The sequence below is a fragment of the Sphaerisporangium sp. NPDC049457 genome (assembly GCF_055586705.1).
This window is the reverse complement of sequence record NZ_JBVJHR010000008.1, coordinates 206490-227627: the sequence shown is the minus strand read 5'-3', so window position 1 is coordinate 227627 and position 21138 is coordinate 206490. Positions and strand designations below refer to the sequence as shown.

Genomic DNA, 21138 nt, shown 5'->3' with positions numbered 1-21138 from the left:
GGGTGGTGCGTACCTCCCCCGCCCGCGATCGGGTTCGGGTCAGGAGCCGGGGGTTTCGCGCCAGCGGTTGGTGATGGGAAGCCGGCGGTCGCGGCCGAAGTTCTTCGGAGTGATCTTGGGGCCCGGGGGATACTGGCGGCGCTTGTACTCGGCGAGGTCGACCAGGCGGATGACCCTGGCCACCAGTTCGGCGTCGTGACCGGCGGCGATCAGCTGTGCCTTGCCCATGTCGTGCTCGACGTAGTCGGCGAGCAGCCGGTCGAGCACGTCGTAGGGCGGCAGTGAATCGGTGTCCCGCTGGCCGGGACGCAGCTCGGCGCTCGGCTCCTTGGTGATGGAGTTCTCGGGGATGGGCGGCACGTCGAAGCGGTGCAGCAGCTCGCTCTCGCGGCCGGCCTGCGCGTTGCGCCAGTTCGACAGCTGCCAGACCGTCGTCTTGAGCACGTCCTTGATGGGGGCGAACCCGCCCGCCGAGTCACCGTAGAGGGTGGAGTAGCCGGTGGCCAGCTCGCTCTTGTTGCCCGTGGTGAGCACCAGGTGGCCGTGCTCGTTGGACAACCCCATCAGCAGCATGCCCCGCACGCGCGCCTGGAGGTTCTCGGCGGCCAGGCCGCTGAGGTCGACCTCTTTCTCGAAGGCGTCGACGATGCCCTCGATCGGGACGAGGCGGGAGTTGAGCCCCTGCCGCTCGACGAGGTCACGGGCGTCGCTCACCGAGTGGTCCGAGGAGTGCCGGGAGGGCATCAGGACGACGTGGACCCGCTCGGGGCCGACCGCGTCGGCGGCGATGGTGGCGGTCAGCGCCGAGTCGATGCCGCCGGACAGGCCGAGGACGACCGACCGGAAGCCGTTCTTGGTGAAGTAGTCGCGCACGCCGAGGACCAGCGCCGAGTAGACCTCCTCCAGGTCGTCCAGGCGGGGGGAGATCGTCGCCGGCTCCGGGGTGTAGGCGGGCAGCGGGTCGACGGAGAGCTGGAGCCGCTCGACCGTGATCGTGGTGCCGTCCCCGGCGTCCACGGGGAAGGACCCCGGGGCGGCCGTCGGGTCGGCGAGCGGCAGTTCGAGATCGGCGACCAGGAGCTCTTCGCGGAACTGGCCCGCCCGCGCGACCACCTCACCCGTGGCGTCCACCACGATGGAGTCGCCGTCGAAGATCAGCTCATCTTGGCCGCCGACCTGGTTGGCGTAGGCCAGGGCGCACCCGGCCTCGCGGGCGCGGTCGGCGCACAGCGCCAGCCGCACGTCGTCCTTCTCCCGCTCGTACGGCGAGGCGTTGGGCACCACGAGCAGCCCCGCGCCCGCCTGGCCCACCGCGGCCACCGGACCGCCGTCCTGCCAGAGGTCTTCGCAGACGGCGATCGCCACGTCGACGCCGTGCAGCCGGAAGATCGGCAGCCGGTCGCCGCGGATGAAGTAGCGGTATTCGTCGAAGACGCCGTAATTGGGCAGGTGGTGCTTGGCTGTCTTGGTGACGACGCGGCCTCGGTGGAGCAGCGCGGCGGCGTCCAGCGGCGCGCCCTTCGGCTGCCCGGCGCGCGGCGTGACCCCTGATCGGTCGACGTATCCGACGACCACCGGCAGCTCGCCGAGCCCCTCGTCGGCCAGGCGGGCGGCGGCGGCCGAGAGCGTCGCGATCGAGGCGTCGACGAAGGACGTGCGCAGCACGAGGTCTTCGACGGGATAGCCGGTCAGGAACATCTCGGTGAACACGACCAGGTGCGCGCCGCGATCTGCGGCTCGCTGCGTCCACTCGACGAGTTCGCCGGCGTTGGCGGAGAGATCGCCTACCGACGGGTTGGTCTGGGCGAGGGCTATTCGCAGTTGAGGCACGGTCCCCACCTTACGTGTGACGACGCCGCGGCGAACGGACCGGATCGCTCCCTGTGGATAACCGCCGGCCCACTCGCGCGGACGCCTCCAGGTCATGTTCCGCCGCCCAGACCCGGCAATTCGTTCACGAACCGATCGGAGAATGCCTCGAACCGGCGTAGGGGCCCGAGCGTCCGGCGAGCCTCCGCCCAACGGGTCCGCCGCGCCCGACCGGCAGGACGGCGCGCGCCGGGCGGTTCACTCCCGGACGTCGTCCGTCATCAGGAGACGGCGACGTCCGTGGTGGTCGCGGCGCGGCGGCGGATGGCCGGGCCGATCGCGAGTTGCCCGAGCGCGGCCAGCAGCCCCAGCGCGCCGACGGTGATCCACAACGCTTCCTGCCCGACGGTCAGCAGCCGGGTGCCGATCAACGGGGCCAGCAGGCCGCCGGCCGACCAGGCGAATCCCGACAGGCCGCTGTAGCGTCCGCGCAGATGCGGCGGAGCCAGCATCGCGACGACCGTGCCCGCCATGCCCGCGGTGATCACCTCGCCCAGCGTCCAGATCGCGACGGTGACCGCGTACCCGGCCGGGGTGGACACGAACGCCGTGAGCGCGAACCCCAGCGCGCACACCGCCATGCCCAGCGCCAGCGTCCCGCTGACGTCGCGCTTGGCCAGCCAGTGCCCGACCAGCGGCTGTACCACCACGATGAGCAGGCCGTTCACCGCCATCGCGAACCCGTAGACGGACGCGGGCAGTCCGGAGGCGGTGACCGCGAGCGGCAGCGTCGTGTACGCCTGGAGGTACACGAACGTGTACAGCAACGTCAGAGCGACATACGTGACCATCAGCCGGTCCTTCAGCACATCGCCGAAGCCGCCGGACTCCCGCGTCCTGCGCGGCCGGGTCTCGGGCACGGCCCGCCACACGAGCACACCGAAGACCAGCGAGGTGATCGCGTCGATCCAGAACAGCCACATGAAACCGGACCTGACCAGCATGCCGCCCGCGACCATCGCCACCGCGAAGCCGAGGTTGATCGCCCAGAAGATCAGCCCGAACGCGCGCGGCCGGTCGTGTGCCGGGATCAGGTCGGCGATCAGCGCCTGGGAGGCCGGGCGGTAGGCGTCCACGACGATGCCCAGCACCGCCATCGCCGCGATGATCGCCGGCAGCGAGGTGCTGTACCCGAGGGCGATCATGGTGAACGCCGTGGCGACCATGCCGCCGGTCAGGGTCGCGCGGCGGCCCACGTGGTCCGACAGCCAGCCCGCGACGAGCTGCGACATCAGAGAGCCGACGCCGAAGACCGCCAGCACCATGCCCGCCGCGGCCAGGGACAGCCCACGGGACTGAGTCAGGTAGATGCCGATGAAGGGCTCGACCATGGTGCCGAGCCGGTTGATGAAGGTGCCGCCGAAGAGCACCCAGAAGGCACGGGGGAACCCTCCGATCCTGGCCTGGAGGAGGGAGGGCTTGTCGGTGATAACGCTGGTCACGGGGATAACCCTTGGACATCGTCTCCGGCCGGTGCCAATCTTTTAGGCAGCACTAAAACCTCACGCCGAGATCGCACGGCTTGCTGCCGGGGGCGGCGTCGCTTCGGGCGGGTGGATGCGGCACGACCTGGCGTCGGGGGGCGTCGCGGGCGGGTGGGGCATGGGTTCGTGGGTTCGTGTTGGGATTAGTGGCGTCGTTTCGCGATGGTGGATGTGGCGTGGCTCGGTGCTGGTCAGGTGGCGTCGTTTCGCGCGGACGTCCGGACGGTGCTTTGACATGGTGGAGGGCGGGGGCCCGTGGGTGTGGAGTGGCGCTTCGAGGCCGATGACCTGGCCCGTCTGCGGTTCGCGTTCTCTCCGATCTGGGAACTGGTCGCGAGCCTGCGCGTCCTGCGCGCCCCTGCCCGCCACTCGGTCCACCTGCCGTGGCTGCGGGCCGTCGTACCGCGCCTCGGCGCCGTCGACCTGTCCGAGCTGTTCGCCCTGGCGCCCACCTATGGGTACATCGCCGACTTCCTGACCCCGCCGCCGGACACCCCGCTGCCCGACTTCGCCGCCGAGCTGGCCCGCGTGCGGGACACGCCGCCGGAGAAGGCCGCGGAGGAGGCCGGATGGGTCAGGACGCCGGACTCCACCGCCATCGCACGTTTCCAGGCCGACCCGGCGGCGGGCGTGCGCCGCGTCGCCGACACCCTCGCCGCATACTGGGAGATCGCCCTGGCCGAGTTCTGGCCGCGCGTGCACGGGCTGCTGGAGGCCGATCTCATGTGGCGCACCCGGCGGCTGACCGCGGGAGGGGCCAAGGAGCTGTTCGCCGACCTGCACCCTTCGGTCCGGTGGGAGGGCGACCGGCTGACGACCGGCGGGCAGTGGTGCCACACGGGCGACCTGGGCGGGGACGGGCTGCTGCTGGTGCCGAGCGCCTTCCGCTGGCCCGACACCGCCGTCATGTCCGAGCCCTACCAGCCGATGCTCGTCTACCCGGCGCGCGGGGTGGGCACGCTGTGGGAGGCGGGGCCGCCTCCGGCGCCCGGCGCGCTGGCCGCGCTCATCGGCAAGACCCGCGCCCAGTTGCTGCTCTCACTGCGTGATCCCGCCTCGACCACGGTCCTGGCCCGGCGGATGGCGCTCACGCCCGGCGCGGTGTCGCAGCACCTTTCCGTGCTCAGCGCCAGCGGCCTGGTCGTCCGCAGGCGTCTCGGCCGTGAGGTGCTCTACCGCCGCACCCCCACCGGCGACACCCTCGCCGGCACCCCCTGAAAGGGCATCATGTTCTGAGGGGTCAGCAGAAGAAGGGGCGGACGGAGGGCAGGGCGGCGAGGGGAGCACGGCCGGCCGCGGGACGCGCGGCGCCGGGGTAGACGTCCAAGGTGCCCCGGGCGGCGCCGTTCTCGCGCCCCGGCCCTTCGGCCACGGCCCGTGAGGACTTCCCGCCCACACCCGGCATCCCCCCTGAGGCCGTGCCACCGGCCGGAGCGGAACCGGGGGGAAGCCCCCCGGCGGACGCCGCGCCGTCCGGGCCTGCCCCCGCCTGCAGTGCGTCCCGGGGCCCGGTGGCGCCTGAGGAGCCGCCGGACCCGGCCGCGTTCCCGGACCGGCCCGCCGCGGAGACGTCTCCGCCCGCACGGGGGACGCCTCCCGGGCGGACATCCCCGGTCGCCCCGTTGGCGGTCGCCCCCTTCGCGCCACCGGCGTTCCCAGGGGTCCCGTTGGCGGTCGCCCCCTTCGTGCCACCGGCGTCTCTGGGCGTTCCACCGCCGTCTCCGCCGTTGCCCGTGGCGCCGTTTCCGGTGGCATGGTCGCCGGGGCGGGGCTTCCCGGTGGCGTCCTCCCCATGCGGGGGGACGTTCCCGGGCGCGCCGTCCGCCGGGCGGGTGGGACCGGCCGGGCCGCTGCCCTGCCCGCCACTCCAGAGCCCGGTGTGCCCGTCGCGCTCGCGCGAAGACCAGGTGGCACCGGACGGCCCCGAGGCCCCCGCCCCTGAGGCTCCCGGTGCCCGCGAGGCCGGGTTCCCCACGCGGGACGGCGCGCCACCCAGACGCGAGGGCGCGTTGCCCGACGTGCGCCGCGCCGTCGCTCCCCACGCCGGCGGAGCGGGCGAGGCGGCCGCCGGGCCGTACAGACGGCGCGTGGTGCGCTGCAGACCGCCGGGGAGCAGATCGATGCCTGTCGCCACCAGACGCTGCCCGTACACGTCGGTGATGCGGACGGTGTACGGGCCGGAGCCGGCCCCGCCGCGCATCACCCAGTAGTTGTCGGACGCACGGGACAGATCGCGCCAGCGCCCGGCGTGGAAGATCTGCAGCCGGCGCAGCGGGTTGCCGTGGTCGACGGCCTGGATGGCGAGCCAGGCGGCGGAGGAGCCCTGTTTGAGGCGGAACGCCACCGGCCGTGGCACGGCGGGGTTGCGCACCCGGTGATAGCCGACCGGGACGACCCCGTGGCCGGGACCGGCGATGCGGGCGAACGCCGGGCGGCTGAGGTCGAGTTCTCCGGCGGCGCACGACCGGCACTCGTCGACGACCTGCACGCGGACGGCGCCGCGCGGGCCGGTGACGTCGAGATAGGCGCCGCAGGCCGCCGAGCCGGCGTACTCGACGGGGGAGACCGCGACGACCAGGTCGTCGTGCACGGCTCCGGAGAGCGAGCAGCCGCCGCCGAGCATGCGCAGCAGGCCCGCGGGCCGGTCGGGGCCCGGCGCGGCGGCGGCGCAGGCGGCGTTGCGGCCGGCCTGGGCGCCGAGCGCCACCATCGTGAGCGCGGTGCCCATCGAGAGCGCCCACAGCAGCCGCTGCCGGCCGGCCGCCCGCGGGACCCGCGGCGGGTCGTGCGGCGCCGCCGTCGGCCGCTCGTGGGCGGCCCTCACCCAGGGCCGTGGCCATCGCCGCAGGGTCGCGGGCCTGGCGTGGCGCCGATCCGCCTCCATGTGCGCTCTCCTCGCCGGACGTCGGCCTTGTCGAATGCGGAACGGCACCATGCTGTCACATTAAGCAACCGCAGGCTGGTCTTGTCCCGTGTCGGGGATGGAATGCCGATCGACGGGCATTCGGTGACCGAGGCGCGCGAGGCGCGGCGAGCGGTCGGTGACGGGCGACGGGCGGTGGATGCAGGCTGCGGGTCCTGGCGTCGCGGCTCACTACGGACCCGCGTAACGTGTGCGAAACACCAAGCGGGCAGACTGGTAGATGACCAGACATGTCTTCCGCCGACTCAGGAACTGGCTCAGCGTGACGACGATGGTGTCCGAACACCGTCCGGCAGAAGGGGATGCCTTGGACCGCCAGCAGGAATTCGTGCTCCGTACGCTCGAAGAACGCGACATCCGGTTCATCCGGCTGTGGTTCACCGACGTGCTCGGGTTCCTCAAATCCGTGGCGATCGCCCCCGCCGAGCTCGAAGGCGCGTTCGCCGAAGGCATCGGCTTCGACGGGTCGGCGATCGAGGGCTTCGCCCGCGTGTACGAGTCGGACATGCTCGCCAAGCCCGACCCGTCGACGTTCCAGATACTGCCGTGGCGCAGCGAGACGCCGGGCGCCGCCCGCATGTTCTGCGACATCCTCATGCCGGACGGCTCGCCTTCGCACGCCGACCCCCGCTGGGTGCTCAAGCGCACGCTGGCCAAGGCCGCCGACATGGGCTTCACCTTCTACACCCACCCCGAGGTGGAGTTCTTCCTCCTCAAGGGGCGCCCAGAGGGGGACGAGAAGCCCGTTCCGATCGACTCGGGCGGCTACTTCGACCACACCCCGCACAGCTCGGGCCACGACTTCCGCCGCAACGCGATCATGATGCTGGAGGCCATGGGCATCTCGGTGGAGTTCAGCCACCACGAGGGCGCCCCCGGTCAGCAGGAGATCGACCTGCGGTACGCCGACGCGCTGACGACCGCCGACAACATCATGACCTTCCGGCTGGTCATGAAGGAGGTCGCGCTGGAGCAGGGCATCTGGGCGTCGTTCATGCCCAAGCCCTTCACCGACTATCCGGGTTCGGGCATGCACACCCACATGTCGCTGTTCGAGGGCGACCGCAACGCCTTCTACGAGCCGGGCGCCGACTACCAGCTCTCCAAGATCGGCCGGTCCTTCATCGGCGGCCTGCTCCGGCACGCCGCCGAGATCACCGCAGTCTGCAACCAGTGGGTCAACTCCTACAAGCGGCTGTGGGGCGGGGCCGAGGCGATCGCCGGGCTCGGAGGTGAGGCGCCGAGCTACATCAGCTGGGGCCACAACAACAGGTCCGCCCTCGTGCGCGTCCCGATGTACAAGCCGCACAAGGGCAACTCGACCCGGGTCGAGTTCCGCTCGCTGGACTCGGCGTGCAACCCCTACCTGGCGTACGCGGTGATCCTCGCCGCCGGCCTGAAGGGCATCGAGGGCGGCTACGAGATGCCGCCCGGCGCCGAGGACGACGTGTGGGCGCTGACCTCCGCCGAACGGCGCGCCCTCGGCATCGAGCCGCTGCCGCAGAGCCTGGACGAGGCCATCACCACCATGGAACGCAGCGAACTGGTCGCCGAGACCCTGGGCGAGCACGTCTTCGACTACTTCCTGCGCAACAAGCGCACCGAATGGCACGAGTACCGCCGCCAGGTCACCGAGTTCGAACTGGGCCGCTACCTGCCGGTGCTCTGATCGCGGTCCGGCGGCGCGCGAGCCGTCGAGGGCAGGCCGGCAGGGGGCCGCGACGACACGTCGCCGGCCCCCTGCCGCCGCCGCGCCGCCGTGCGCGGATCCGCTGGTGAACATCTGTCTTGTCGACGCTGTAGAGGGGCGCGTACGCCCGTAACCAGAGCTTGCTGTACACGAACCGGTAGTACTGGGGATCTCCCGTGTGGTAGCCGCCGGTCGGGTGGAAGGGGCCGTTCGCCGCGTCGGCCCGCCGGACGGCGCCGGGGTCGCCCTCCGCGGCCGTGCGTCCCGTCTCGGCGGCCGCCTCGCCCGTCTGGACGACGCTCTCGCCGCCTTCCTTGAGGGGCTCGTGCGTCTCCTGCCATCGCCCGAGATGCGGGTGCGCCCGGAAGCACTCTGCGAGGTCCTCCGGCGCGAACCACTCCTGCAGCCGGTCCTGCGACCCGACGCGGTACCTGCGCCGCACGAACTTCAGGCGCTCCAGCCGCGCCACCAGCTTGAACGTCAGCTCACGGCAGATGTAGCCGAGCACGAAGGCGGCGGCGAGCGCGGAGATGGCGACCATCACGCCGAGGACGCCGGTGGCGCCCGCCAGTGCCTCCAGGGTCTCCTCGTGACGTATCTGGTTGACGAGCACGGTGCCTTCGGTGAGGACCACCAGTCCCGGGGCCAGGGCGCTGGGCAGCTGCAGGCTGAGGTAGAAGGACATCCGCCCGCGTACCAGTTCCGCCCCTCCCAGAAGGGGCGTGAGTGGATCCACCGTTCGCACCCCCGGAGGCGGTCCGCCGTGACCATCAAGAGGTACCCATCGGGGCGATCTTCGTCAAGAGCGCGGCCATGCGGGCGGGCACGTCCGGACGATGCTCCCTGCGGCGTCACGCCGCCGTTACTCGACGCTAACGGCCAGGTCATCGGTGGCTGGTGTGATGGTGATCAAAGCAGTACAGATAAAATCTGGCGGTATCTAACGGAATTTACGGTCTATTGCTCCTGTTGGGAGCAAACATGGGGGGTGCTACCGCATGACAACGACGTCCACAGGTGTGCAGACCGCTCTCACCGTACCGGCCCGCTTCCGCGGCCCCGATGGCATCGCCAACGGTGGCTGGGTCGCCGGGACGCTGGCCGCGACCCTCGCGGACATGCCCGAGTGCGCGCACGCGGTAGAGGTCACCTTGCACCGGCCGGTTCCCTTGGACACCGATCTGGTCGTCGGGCACATGGCCAACTCCGCGTCGCTCTCCCATGAGGGCCGGCTGCTCGCGGAGGCCATCCCCGTGGCGCTGGACGTGACGCCGCCGCCGTTCGTGCCGTTCATCGACGCGGCCCGCGCCGAGGCGGGGTTCGCCGGGCTGACCGGCCCCCACCCGGCGCCCGGGTGCTTCGTCTGCGGCCTGCGCGACCCCGGCGACGGCCTGCGCATCTTCCCCGGCCCGGTCGAGGGCGCCGACCTGGTGGCGGCCGGCTGGCGGGTGCCGATGACCGTGACCGACGACGGCGTCGTCCCCGACGCCCTGGTGTGGGCCGCGCTCGACTGCCCGTCCGGCTGGGCCAACGCCCACGCCGGCGGCCCCGGCCTGCTCGGACGCATCACGGCGCAGATCTTCCGTCGCGTGTACCCGAACGGCACCTACTCGGTCGTGGCACGCTCCACCGGGCGGGAAGGACGCAAGCTCTTCGGCGAGAGCGCGGTCTACGAGGTCGACGGCACCCTCGTGGCCGCCGCCAAGGCCACCTGGATCATCCCCGCCTGACCGTCCCGCCGGAGCGGGTCAGAGGTTGAGGCCCGCGCGGACCAGCGAGACGGCCCAGACGACCAGCAGGGCAAGGACGCCGGCGCCGAGCAGGGTGGCGGCGCCGAAGACCGACCAGCGCAGCAGCCGGTAGGTCAGCGGCACGCGGTCCTCCGCGCCCCTGCTCGGCGCCCACGGACCGCGCAGGTCCGTCGTCGTCAGCTCGGCCTCGTCCTCGGTGTCCGGACCTGCCTTCGCGCCGGGACCGTTCTGCCCGCCGGGGTCGTTCTTCGTGCTCAGGTCGTCATTCGTGCTCGGGTCGTCCTTCGTGTGCGCGTCGGTCGTCGTGTACGGGGCCGGCGGGCCGCTACGGGCGTTACGGTCGGCCGGGGAGCCGCCTCCGTCGGGGGCGTCGTGCCTGTCGAGGAGGTCGGTGGCGCGGGAGCGCCGTGCGCCGGGGCCGCCGTCATGCGGAAGGCTTCCGTAAGCCGTGGACGGTCCGCCGGCCAGGTGGGGTTCGGCGTTCCCGCCGGAGTTCCGTTCGGCGCCGGAGCCTCCGGCCGTGGCGGCCGGGTGCTCGTGGCCGGCGGAGCGGGCGCCGTTCAGGGGAAGGCCGAGCAGGGGGAGGCCGATCAGCCACGCGAGCAGCCCGGCGATGGCCGCGTCGTCGGCCGGCAGGCCCGAGGCCAGGTATCGCACCTCGGCCGCCGTCTTGGCCAGATCGCGCACCATGTTGCCCAGGCCCACGCCGTCGAACCACTCGGGCAGCCGGTCGGCGTCGTGACCCACCGTCGTCGTACGCAGCAAGTCCACTTTGGTGACGACCACGGCGACGCGTTTCTGCCGCCCGCCGTCGGCCCGTGCGGCGAGCTCGTTCCTGACCCGCTGGAAGGTGTCGGAAGGATCCTCCGGCGACAGGACGACGCCCGCACGCTGGAGGGCCTGCCGCTCGGAGTCCGAGAGGCCGTGCTGCACCAAGGGCAGAGCGAACGGGTCCACCACGATCAGCATCGCCTCGCCGTGCTCCAGGTAGCTCATCGCCTCCACCTGGGTCGCGCCGGTGAACCCCTCCCCGGATGGGTCGAACAGGTACAGGATGCGGTTGCCGCTGCGGGCGCGGGAGCCGGGCAGGGTGACGTCCACCATGGTCGCCGACGGCGCGCGCGTCGTGGTCTTGGACACCTTGCCGCGCCGCAGCTCCTGGCGCAGCCGGGCGAACGCGATCTCGTCGCCCTCCACCACGAAGCCCGCCCGGCCGTGCGCGTCCTTCACCAGCCGGTGCAACGCGTTGATCGCCAGCACCATGAACGTCGTCTTGCCCGCGTCCGGCCCGCCGACGAAGGGCAGCGGCTCGATGCGCGCCCTGCCGATGCGGGACGGCAGCGCGCGCCCGCACACGGGGCAGTACGCCGGCAGCCGGAAGCGGCCAAGGACGATGGCCGTGGGCAGGCGGGTGCCGCACCGGCACACGTGCCGGAAGACCCCGTCGAGGTTCGGGGTGAGGCGCCGGTGCCGCAGACCGCAGGTGGGACAGGCGTACTCGGGCAGGCTGATGCGCGAGTAGCACTGGGGGTGCGGGCAGGTCTGCAGGATCCGCCGTACCCGCATGAACACCGTCTCCACGCCGAGCAGCATCAGCAGGCAGGCCAGCCACAGCAGCAGCGCCGCCACCCCCACCAGCGCGTACGCGGCCGTGAGCGCGGCGGCGACGGCGGCCAGCGGGATCGCCGCCGCAGCGACGCCCACGACGAGGCCCAGCCAGACGGGGAAGACGAAGAAGCCCTGCACGTGGCTCATCAGCCGCCGCGTGACCGCGACGACCGCGCGCCGGGCTGCCTGCCACATCGCCGGAACGGCCGAGCGCTGGGTCCGCCACCAGTCGAGCGCCATCTGGCCGAACAGGTAATGGCGGTAGGCGGGGTCCCGTTCCGCCTCCGCGGCGCCCCGGCGTCCCTCGGCCTCCGGCGTTCCCGCGACGGCGGGGGACGCTCCGCGCGCCGTGACCGGGAGCAGCACCCGCCCGGCGCGCAGGAAGTAGTGGCCGAGCCCGGCCAGGGTGGCGGCGGCCAGGGTGGCCGCGGCCACGAGCGGGAAGCCGTACAGGAAGCCGAAGTACATGCACACGCCCCACAGGGCGATCAGGAAGACCACGACGACCGGCATCAGTCCGCTCCCGCTTCCCCGCCACCGCGGTCGCCCGGGCGCGGGCACGCCGGGGCCGGGAGGGCGTTCATCGGGGCTCTCGCTGCCACGGACGGCCGCGCCGGCCCTTCGTCATCTCTTTGAGCGCCGAGGCCAGCTCGGGATCGTGCTTGAAGCGCGACTCGGCGGAACCGAACGGCGACCAGCCGGTGAGCTGGGACCTCGCCCAGGCGTCCAGCTCGGGCACCGTCGTGTCCGCCAGGTGCAGGCGGACGGCGACCTCGAGCAGGGCCGCCTGCTCGTCCCGGGTTCTGCGCCCGTCCATCCACGCGTGTACCAGCCCGTCCCGGAGGGGCGCCGGCAGCGCGGTGACGACCTGCGCCCGGAAGCGCGGGTCACGTTCGGCCACGGCGCGGGCGGCGCCGGCGAGGGCCTCCTCCAGCAGCTCCGCGTCGGCCTCCGGCCGCAGGTCCTCCAGCCGGCGCAGCACCGCCGCGGCGCTCGCCGCGTCGGCGGCGTCCCGGACGCCGGCCGCCAGGAGGACCACCTCGGCGTCCGCGGCGGGGTAGCCGGGCACCGTCTCGCGCACCAGCTCGGCCAGGCGTACCACGGCGGGGTCCTCGACGCCCTCGGCGAGGAACGTACGGGCGGGCAGGTCACTGAGGTGGGACGATCGCGCCATCGCGGCGCCGAGCCTGTGCACCAGGGCCGCGCATTCGGCGCTGCCGGGCGGTTCCTCCCACACCGACAGGACGGCCGCGTCCAGTTCCCTCGTCACCGCCTCCTCGGCGCCCGCGCCGGCGGCCCCGGACGCGGCCGTACCGGCGGCGGAACCGGCGCCGAAGACGGGGGAACCGGTGGCGAAGGCCGCGGAGCCGTCCGCGTGACCCTCGGAGCCGTCCGCGTGACCGTCGGAACCGGTGGCGGAAGCGGCGGCGAGGGCGACGGCCGCGGCCTGGTGGAGGTCGACCAGCCTGACGGTGGCCTCCACGCGGGGCATCCGTTCGCGCCGCACCTGAACGAGGAGCACCGCCGTCCCGGTCAGGGGAGCGGACGACAGGTCGCGCGACGCCAGCCGGTCGCACACGACATCGGTCAGCATCCGGTCGCGCACCTCGGGGGCGGACTCCTCCAGGCCGAGGAACGCTCCGGCGAGCACGGCCTCCCGCATGTCCGGCGGCACCTGGTCGAGCAACGCTCCGAGGTCGCCCAGGCCGTCGCGGGCGAGGGCACGGGCGGCGGCGGCGAGGTGCCCCTCCTCGACGGGCGCGCCGACCGCGTCCGCCGTGGCCGCCGCCCGCAGCAGCTCGTCCATGTCACGGGCGGCCGCGAACGCGCGGGCGGCATCCTGGCGCAACGTCTCACGGGTCCGCGGCCAGGCCGCGGGCTTGGGCGGCGGCAGCGCGGGGTCGCGCAGGGCCAGGACGGCGCAGCGGGCGGCGCACAACTCGGCGGTCTCGGCGGGCGCGACATCGCGCGCCGCAGAGGCGAGCTCGTACTCCATCCGGTCGCACACGCGCCCGAGGTCGTCCCAGACCCACTCGGGCAGGTCCGGCGAGAGCGTTCGGGCGACGGCCGCCTGCTCCTCGGAGGTCACGGTGTCGTCGCCCCGGCAGAACGCCAGCAGGGCCGCGCTGGTCTCCGGCTGGAACCCGCCGCCGTGGTCCGCGTCGCCCGCCGGGCGCAGCTCGCCGATCGCGTCGATGCCCGCGAGGTCCAGGCGCCGCCAGCAGTCGGCGACCGTGCGGGCGAAACGGCCGAGCGGGACGCCCGCCGCCGGCGGCGGGTCGTCCAGCCGGACGACGGCGGCGTCGATGTCGGCGGGCAGCCACACGTCGGGGGTCGTCCCCACGATGAGCTGCGAGGCCGCCGCCGGATCGGCGCTGTAGGTGCAGAACGGCACCCGCGCGGCGACCTGCCACGGCAGCGAGTAGGAGATCACGCCGATCCAGCGCACGATCTCCTCCACGTCGGCGCATACCAGCACAAGGCGCCCGTGGCCCTGGGAGAGCGCCCTGACCACCGTCTGCAGGAGGGTGCCGAGCCGGGCGTAGGCGCTCTCGCCGCTCGCGGCGAGCCAGGCGGCCAGCGACTCGGGGTCCACGTGGTCGCCCGGCGGTAGGTCGGTGAGCGCGGGCAGGGGCGTCCCGGCGGGCGCGGGCGCGTCCGACCACAGCGCGGCCTGCCAGAACTCGACCGGCCGGACGCCCGTCAGTTCCTCGGCGTCGGCGACGACCGCGTGGCCGAGGTAGTTGCCGTACCGGCCGGAGTAGTCCTGGCCGAGGTACACGCACCGGGTGAGGACGCACCGCGAGCCGGCCGGCCCGTAGGCCAGCGCGACAGGCAGGGCCGCGACCTGCTCAGGGGTGGGGGCGAGCGGCGCGCCGGGGGGCGGCCGGTAGGAGAGGTACGCGGCCACCTTGCCGGTGAGGCCCGGCGGCAGCCCGGGCGACTCGGCCACGAACTGGAACCCCGCCCGTCCGGCGGGCCCCGCCTCAGCCGAGGTGTAGTGCAACTGCCACGCCATCTCCGCCCACCTCCCCTCGCCACAGAGCACCCCGCCACAGAGCACCCCGCCACAGGGCACCCCGCCACGCCGGCACGTTTCGCCACGGCAGGGCCGCGGCACGGCGGCCGGGTGACCCGCCGTACGGCGGCGCCGGCATCGCCGTACACCTTCTCGCCGTCGCGGCGCCGATGTGCGGGTGCCCTCTGACCGGGGTGGCCGGGGCCGTGGTCGTGCGGGGGTGGGAGGGGCGTGCGTCGGCCGGGGTGGAGGGGGTGGTCGTGCGGGGGTGGGGGGGGCGTGCGTCGGCCGGGGTGGAGGGGGTGGTCGTGCGGGGGTGGGGGGGGCGTGCGTCGGCCGGGGTGGAGGGGGTGGTCGTGCGGGGGTGAGGGGGTCGTGTTTCGGCCGGGGTGGTCGTGCGGGGCTCGGGTGGGGATGGTGGGGTCATCGGCGGACTCCGGCTAGCATGCCGAAGCGGTGGAGGAGCCATAACAGGGGGTCTTCGACCCGGTAGGGGCGGATGCCGCCGGGGCCGACGGTGTCGGCGCCGGGAACTCCGCCGAGGGCCGACAGGCCGAACAGCGCGAAGTCCATGAAGTGCTGGCGCAGGTAGCGGTCGACCATGCCGGCCTGCCACTCGTCCAGCAGCGCCCGGATCTGCTCGTGGACGGCCTCGCGGTCGTCCAGGTCGAGCGTGCCGGACGGGGTGCGGGCCCGGTGCAGGGCCGACTGCGCGTCCATGCCCTCCTGCAGCGCGTCGATCTTGCTGAGCGCCACCGCCACCGGCACCTTCAGGCGGCCGGACCCGGCGCGGTCGCGCAGCAGCTCGGTGACCCGGCTGATGACGTTGATCGGGTCGCTGTCGGGATCGCCCGCGTTCACGCCGCTCCTGGCCGCGGCGATGCCGCTGAGCGACGCCTTGGCCCCCGGCAGCTCCAGCGGGTCCACCAGGAAGACGATCGCGTCGGCGGCGTTGAGATAGCGCAGGTGGGTCTCGGTGGACTCGCGGCTGCGCAGATCTTCGCCGGCGGTGTCGAACAGGACGAGCGTCAGCGACATCGTCTTGGCGCGCAGCCGCCCTGGGACGGTGCGGGTGAGCAGGTACACCAGCGGGTCGCGGGGCTCGGTGGCCGCCGGCCGCGTGGTGGCGAGCAGCCGCTGCTCGCCGTACAGGGGGCGGGCGAAGTCCTGCTTGTAACGGGCGATCGTGCGGTCGTCGCAGGCGACCAGCGAGGCGTCCAGCTCGGCTCCGACCCGGTTGGTCAGCTCGTGCAGCAGCACGGCGATGTAGGTGCTCTTGCCCGACCCTTTGGCCCCCACCAGGGCGACGATCTTGCCGGGGTTGGCGCAGTACTCGGCGGGCAACCGGTTGTGGCACTCGGGGCACACCCGCCATCCGGTGGAGCGCCCGCACCGGGGGCAGTCGGCCCGGCGTCCCGGCCGGCGCACGGAGAACACCGGGGGCAGGGACGCGGCGGCGGGCGAGCCGAGGTAGTCGGCCAGGACCTCGTCGAGCTCGGCCTCGCATCCGCCGCCACGCCCGGACCTGCCCGCGCAGCGGAACGCGATGCGGTTGCGATCGGGCCGCGCGAAGCAGAACGGACAGGTGATCACCAAGGGGTCATCCCACCTTCATCCGCCGGACCGGCGGATCGATCAGGGCGACCTCGCCGCCCGGGCCGCCGGGCTCGGCGAAGTCCGGGCCGGAGCCGTACGCCGGGCGGGGGTCGCGGTCGTCGGCGAACAGGCCGTCGCCGAACGACGGGCCGGGCCCGTGGGCGGGTTCGAGGCTTTCCGGCGCGTCGCCGTAGGGCGCCGCCCGCACCCGGCCGCCGTCGGCGACGCCTTCGGCGAAGCAGCGCAGCCAGTACGGCTTGGCCTGCCGGGGGGCGGGGACGGTGAGACGCGCGGGGATCTCCAGGTCGGTCCAATCGTCGAGCAGGACGCCGTCGTCGGCGGACTTGGGCTGCACGTGGCCGGGTTTGAGCACCAGCGCCAGGCGGCGCAGGCGCACGGGCCGGTCGGCGGTGACCTCGACCACCAGCGAGCGCCGCCAGGCCGGCCCCTGCTGGCTGATGTCGTACCGCACCGGGACGCGGCCGGGCAGGCTCAGGCTGACGGCGGCGCCGCGCACCCGCTCACCGCGGACCATGGACGTGGGGGCCACCTCGACGGTGACCGGCTCGCCCTCGGGGACGTCCAGCCGGACGCCGCCCTGCGCGCGGTAGGCGGCCGAGTTGACGATCATGCTGCGGCCGTTCCAGCGCACCTCGACCTCGGGCACGTCCGGCGGCCAGACGAAGCCGACGTACACGGTGACGCCGCGGCGCTGGGCGGTGAGCCTGGCCGGGGGCGCGAGGTTCACGTGCTCGGTGTGCGCGCCGACCGTGGCCAGCTCGCCGGACACGGTGACCGCCAGCAGCACGCCCTGCCCGCCGCCGGGGCGGATGGACTGGCCGTCGCGGGTGGGCGCGGAGGGGATCGCGCGGGTGGCGGCGCGCAGCTCGGGCAGCGACAGGGTGGTGCCCATCGGCCAGGGCGGCGCGGCGTCAAGGCCGACGATCTCCAGGGCGCCGGTCGCGGGCTCCTCGTAGTGGACCAGCAACGTGCCCGGCGCCGACGGGTCGGGCCGCAGGGTGAAGTCGGTGACCGGGCGCGGCCGGCCGAGAGGTGTCATCGTGCGCCGGACGCCCGGCGTGACCACCTCGCCGTCCGGATCGGCGTAGACGGCGCGGACGGTGTAGCTGTAGCTGGTGCCGTTGGCGACGTCCCGGTCGCGGAACCCGGTGTCGCCGGCGGGCACCGGCTGCCCGTCGCGGGTGACGATCACCCGCGTGGCCTCGGCGGGCCGGGTCCAGCGGCCGGACACCACCCCGTCGCCCGCGGTCAGCCGCAGGTCGGCGGGCTCGGGGCGGACGACCACCGAGGCGGCGAGCGCGGGCATGGCGACGGCCTCGTCCCTGCGGGCCACCACCCAGTAGGTGACCGGGGTGTTGACCGGCGGCCCGTCGTCGCGCGCGGACGGCCGGTCGGCCGTGGACAGCAGGATGCCGTCCCGGTAGACGTCGTAGACGATGCGGCCGGCCCGCGACGGCGAGGGCTGCCACACCAGGCTCACCCCTTCGCCCTGGACGGCGGCGCGCACGGCCCGCGCCGGGTGGGGGGCCAGCCGGGCGAGCAGTTCCTTGGCGCCCGGCAGGTCGGGGACGCGCTGGAGGGCGTCGCGCAGCGCGATCCAGGCGTCGTCGGGGTCGAGGGCGGCCCGCGCCCGGTCTCTGAGCCGGACGGCGTGCGCGAGCCGGGCCCGCACCTCGGTGGCCAGCTCGGCGGCGTCGCCGGCGAGCGCGCCAGGCTCCAGCGCCTCGGCGAAGTCGGCGGCCGCGTGGATCTCGCCCGCGTCGACCAGCTCGCGCAGCCGGGTGGCCGCGCCGCCGCCGAGCCCGCCTTCGCCGCGGACCGCGAAGATCAGCCTGCGGGCGTCCCCGGGGTGCAGGTCGAGCTCGGTGGTGGCGTGGCGCAGCAGCGTGTCGTCGTAGGGGTGCTCGCGGACGCGTTCGCGCAGGCGGGCGACGACGTCGTAGCGGATGAGCGCCACGGGGTCGGGGGAGTTGCGCAGCGCGGCCAGCACCGTGTCGGCGCCGATGGTCCACGGGCCGCGCGTGCGGGCCGCCCAGTGGCGCCCGGCCTCGGCGATGGCGTCGGGCACCGAGCCGCCGCCGGCGATCGCGAACGCGCCGAGCACCCGCATCTCGGCGCACCGGTCGCCGAAGAGGAACCGGCCCAGGTGGGGCGCGCCGAGCACGTCCAGCGCCTCGCGGACCTTGGCGAACCCGGGGTAGGGGGCGGTCTCGGGCAGCGGGTCGGGGTCGCGGACCTCGATGTTCCGCTCGGCCGCCAGCCGGACGGCCTCCTCCTGGCTGACGCCGCTGGAGCGGGCGATGGTGGCCAGCAGGCCGGGGGAGAGCATGCGCAGCCGGCCCGCGGCGTCCTCCAGCCGGCCGCCGGCGCCGGACAGCCTGCGCGCCGCCCTGCGCTCGGAGTCGCCGAGCGCCTCCCGCAGGGGCGCGAGGTCGCCCTCGGCGGCGGCCGAGAAGATCGGGGCGAACCGGGCGTGGTCGGCCTCCAGCCGGTCGGCCAGCCGCTTGTACTTGAGCATGCCCCTGGCCCGCCGCCAGCACTGGCGCACCCGCCGGACGGTGTCGGCGACCTCCGCCGCCGTCATCGCCTCGGTGAGCTGGTAGCGGACGCGCAGATCCTCCGGCGGGAGCCCGCCGGCCTCGCGGGCGGGCTCCAGCACCTCCCGGGTGTAACGCTGCTCGTCGAACGCCATGCGACCGCCCGGCTAGCTGACCTGGACGCGGGACAGGGCGGCCCGGGACTCGGCGACGTCCTCTTCCGACATGCCGCCGATCTGGATGCGGAGCTCCAGCTCTTCGCCGGTCTCGCGCTCGCGGGCGGTGACCTGGAGCAGCCCGGAGCCGTCGAGGGCGAAGGTGACCTCGATCGGCAACCCGGCCGGTTTGCCCGGCGGGATCTTCAGCACCCCCTCGGCGATGAGGCCGTTGTCCTCGACCTCCTCGGACTCGGCGGTGCCCGCCTGCTCCATGACCTCGATGGTGACCCCGGTCTGCCCGGCGTCGATGGTGTAGAAGTCCTGGGTCACGCCGGCGGGCAGGGCGTCGTTGGCGTGGACGAGGTGCTCGACGCTGCGGCGCCGGCTCTCCTTGTCGGTGACGATGATGCCGAAGGCGCGCGAGGCGACCGTCTTGATCGTCCGCCCGGCGATCTGCTCCTGCTGCTCGGCGCTCAGGCCCGCCCGCTCGGCGATCTCCTGCGCCTTGGCCGGCTCGCCGGCTCGCATCAGGCGCCGGTAGGTCTCTTCGAAGGCGAAGAGCGCGGCGCCCTTGGCGACGGCCAGGTCGGGGTCCTGCAGGCGCGGGGTGAGCTGGAACTCCTTCTGCAGCGCCTCGGTGACCGCGGGCATCTTGGTGGACCCGCCGACCAGCACCAGGTGGTCGTAGTCGCGCGTCCCCTTGGCGGCGGCGGTCTCCATCGTGCGCCGGGTGATCTCAAGGGTGCGGTCGAGCAGGTCGCGGGTGAGCTCCTCGAAGGACTCGCGGGTCAGCTCGACCGTGCTGACCCGGCCCTCGTGCATGACGCGGACGACGTGGTGGGCGCGCGTGGACAGCGTCTTCTTCAGGTCTTCGGCGTCGCGGCGCAGTTGCTGCTCGGAGTGCTTGTCCAGCAGCGGGTCGCCGGCGTCGGGGTGCTCCTCGCGGAACCGCTCGGCCAGGTGCTCGGCCAGGCGGTCGTCCCAGTCGGCGCCGCCGAGCTCGTGGTCGCCGTCGGTGCACACGACCTCGATGTCGCCGCCCTGGATGCGCATGACGGTGGTGTCGAAGGTGCCGCCGCCGAGGTCGTACACCAGGATCGTGCGGTCCTGGTCGGGGTTGAGCACCCCGTAGGTGATGGCCGCGGCGATCGGCTCGGAGACGATGTCGATGACGTTGAGGCCGGCGATCTGCCCGGCCTTGCGGGTGGCGTCCCGCTCGGCCGCGCCGAAGTACGCCGGGACGGTGATGACGACGTCCTCGACCGTCTCGCCCGTCGCGGTGGCGGCGTCGTCGGCGAGCTTGCGCAGGATGAAGGCGGAGATCTCCTCCGGGGTGTAGGGCCTGCCGTGCCTGACGCGGGGGGTGTCCTGGCCCATGTCGCGCTTGATGCGGCTGACGACGAGGTCGGGGTGCAGGACGGCGCTGTCCTTGGCGGTGGCGCCGACGACGACGTTGCCGGGGGACTCGAAGAACACCACCGAGGGGGTGGTGTCGCTGCCCTCCATGTTGCGCAGCACCGTGGGACGCCCGACGTCGTCGACGTAGGCGATGCAGGAGTACGTCGTACCGAGGTCGATCCCGTGAACAGCCATCGCCTACTCGCTCCCCTTGTCCGTGCCGCCGACGCGTTCGGCGGTGCCGTTCACCCCGTCACGCGCATTGCCGGCCTTGCCGTCTCTCCGGTTGTCCCGCTGCTGCTTCGGGTCATCCATGTTGCCCGCTTTATCCGGCTTTCTCGGCTTTTTCGTATTTTCGGGTTTCCGCTGCTCCGCCACGTCGGCCTCCGCGCGTCCGACGACCACCGAGGCCTTGCGCAGCACGCGCTCGCCCATCGTGAACGCCTCGCCCAGCACCTCGGCGACCGTCCCGTCGGCATCCTCGGCCACCGGACTGGTGCCCGCCGGCCGGTGCAGCGCCGGGTCGTAGGCGTCGCCGGGCCTGACCCCGGCGCGCTCGGCGCCCGTGCGGCCGAGCACCTCGGCGACCTCGTCGGCGATGGCCGAGAACAGCGGCCCGGCCAGCTCGGCCGACGGGACGGCGGGCCCCTGCCAGCGGGTCGCCTCACGGGCCACGGTGTCGTGCAGGCGGTAGAGGATCGCCCTGACCGGGGTCAGCGCCTCCTGCAGCAGCCCATGCCTGAGCTGCTGGTTCTCGGCGTGCAGGCGGTCGATGACCTGCTCCCGGTGCGCCGCCCGCTCGTGCTCGCGTCCGGCGGCCTCGGTGAGGGCGGCGACCCGGCGCGCGAGCTCCTCGACCTGGCGTGAGAGCTCTGCGGCGGCGTCGGGCCGCCCCTCGGAGGGCGCGGAGGGCGTCGCGCCGCCGGAGGCGGGCTCGCGCGGCTCTTCGGGGGGAGGCGCCATCTATCTCCTCGCGGCGGAATATGAATTCCTGACGTCAGTAACTCTAGGCCACCGAAGACCCCGCCCGGTAGAGATTCATCTGTCCGATAATGAGCTAAATGTCGGACTGATCTACGCCGGA

Annotated in this window: 13 protein-coding genes; 3 read left to right on the top strand and 10 right to left on the bottom strand. The window is 73.6% G+C overall.

All coding sequences use genetic code 11. The features are described from left to right. Positions 1–39: 39 nt before the first annotated feature. Both ACZ6QO_RS15040 and ACZ6QO_RS15035 read right to left on the bottom strand, forming a co-directional pair. Positions 40–1830, bottom strand: coding sequence for an NAD+ synthase (locus ACZ6QO_RS15040; protein WP_465851004.1), 1791 nt, complete (start codon positions 1828–1830; stop codon positions 40–42). 260 nt (positions 1831–2090) lie between these two features. Continuing rightward, the gene (locus ACZ6QO_RS15035; RefSeq protein WP_465851002.1) at positions 2091–3311 is read right to left on the bottom strand and encodes an MDR family MFS transporter; all 1221 of its coding nucleotides are present in this window, start codon (positions 3309–3311) and stop codon (positions 2091–2093) included. Positions 3312–3608: 297 nt separating this feature from the next. Between ACZ6QO_RS15035 and ACZ6QO_RS15030 the strand changes: the two genes are divergently transcribed. Continuing rightward, positions 3609–4571: an ArsR/SmtB family transcription factor gene (locus ACZ6QO_RS15030; RefSeq protein WP_465851000.1), complete on the top strand. Its 963-nt coding sequence runs from the start codon at positions 3609–3611 to the stop codon at positions 4569–4571. Between the two features lie 22 nt (positions 4572–4593). On the opposite strand, the gene ACZ6QO_RS15025 is transcribed toward ACZ6QO_RS15030, so the two are convergent. Continuing rightward, positions 4594–6237: an expansin EXLX1 family cellulose-binding protein gene (locus tag ACZ6QO_RS15025; RefSeq protein WP_465850999.1), complete on the bottom strand. Its 1644-nt coding sequence runs from the start codon at positions 6235–6237 to the stop codon at positions 4594–4596. Positions 6238–6583: 346 nt separating this feature from the next. Between ACZ6QO_RS15025 and glnA the strand changes: the two genes are divergently transcribed. Continuing rightward, positions 6584–7945, top strand: a complete 1362-nt coding sequence (gene glnA / locus ACZ6QO_RS15020) for a type I glutamate--ammonia ligase (protein ID WP_465850998.1) — start codon at positions 6584–6586, stop codon at positions 7943–7945. Here glnA and ACZ6QO_RS15015 read toward each other — a convergent pair. Beyond that, complete coding sequence (locus ACZ6QO_RS15015; RefSeq protein WP_465850996.1) at positions 7905–8702, bottom strand: hypothetical protein; 798 nt, start codon at positions 8700–8702, stop codon at positions 7905–7907. The genes glnA and ACZ6QO_RS15015 overlap by 41 nt on opposite strands. A 262-nt stretch (positions 8703–8964) precedes the next feature. On the opposite strand from ACZ6QO_RS15015, the gene ACZ6QO_RS15010 reads away from it, so the two are divergent. Continuing rightward, on the top strand, positions 8965–9696 hold the full coding sequence (locus tag ACZ6QO_RS15010) for a hypothetical protein (RefSeq protein WP_465850994.1): 732 nt from the start codon (positions 8965–8967) through the stop codon (positions 9694–9696). 18 nt (positions 9697–9714) lie between these two features. On the opposite strand, the gene ACZ6QO_RS15005 is transcribed toward ACZ6QO_RS15010, so the two are convergent. From ACZ6QO_RS15005 to grpE, 6 genes are all read right to left on the bottom strand, one after another. After that, positions 9715–11838 (bottom strand): TRAFAC clade GTPase domain-containing protein, encoded by a 2124-nt coding sequence (locus ACZ6QO_RS15005; RefSeq protein ID WP_465850992.1) that lies wholly within the window; start codon positions 11836–11838, stop codon positions 9715–9717. Between the two features lie 67 nt (positions 11839–11905). Continuing rightward, positions 11906–14344, bottom strand: a complete 2439-nt coding sequence (locus ACZ6QO_RS15000) for a GAP1-N2 domain-containing protein (RefSeq protein WP_465850990.1) — start codon at positions 14342–14344, stop codon at positions 11906–11908. A 423-nt stretch (positions 14345–14767) separates the two neighbouring features. Continuing rightward, complete coding sequence (locus ACZ6QO_RS14995; protein ID WP_465851139.1) at positions 14768–15937, bottom strand: TRAFAC clade GTPase domain-containing protein; 1170 nt, start codon at positions 15935–15937, stop codon at positions 14768–14770. A gap of 7 nt (positions 15938–15944) precedes the next feature. Then, entirely contained in the window at positions 15945–18653 is a 2709-nt protein-coding gene (locus ACZ6QO_RS14990) for a hypothetical protein (RefSeq protein ID WP_465850989.1), read from the bottom strand. Positions 18654–18665: 12 nt separating this feature from the next. Next, the gene (locus ACZ6QO_RS14985; protein ID WP_465850988.1) at positions 18666–20249 is read right to left on the bottom strand and encodes an Hsp70 family protein; all 1584 of its coding nucleotides are present in this window, start codon (positions 20247–20249) and stop codon (positions 18666–18668) included. Positions 20250–20252: 3 nt separating this feature from the next. Continuing rightward, positions 20253–21017, bottom strand: coding sequence for a nucleotide exchange factor GrpE (grpE, locus tag ACZ6QO_RS14980; protein ID WP_465850986.1), 765 nt, complete (start codon positions 21015–21017; stop codon positions 20253–20255). Between the last annotated feature and the right edge of the window lie 121 nt (positions 21018–21138).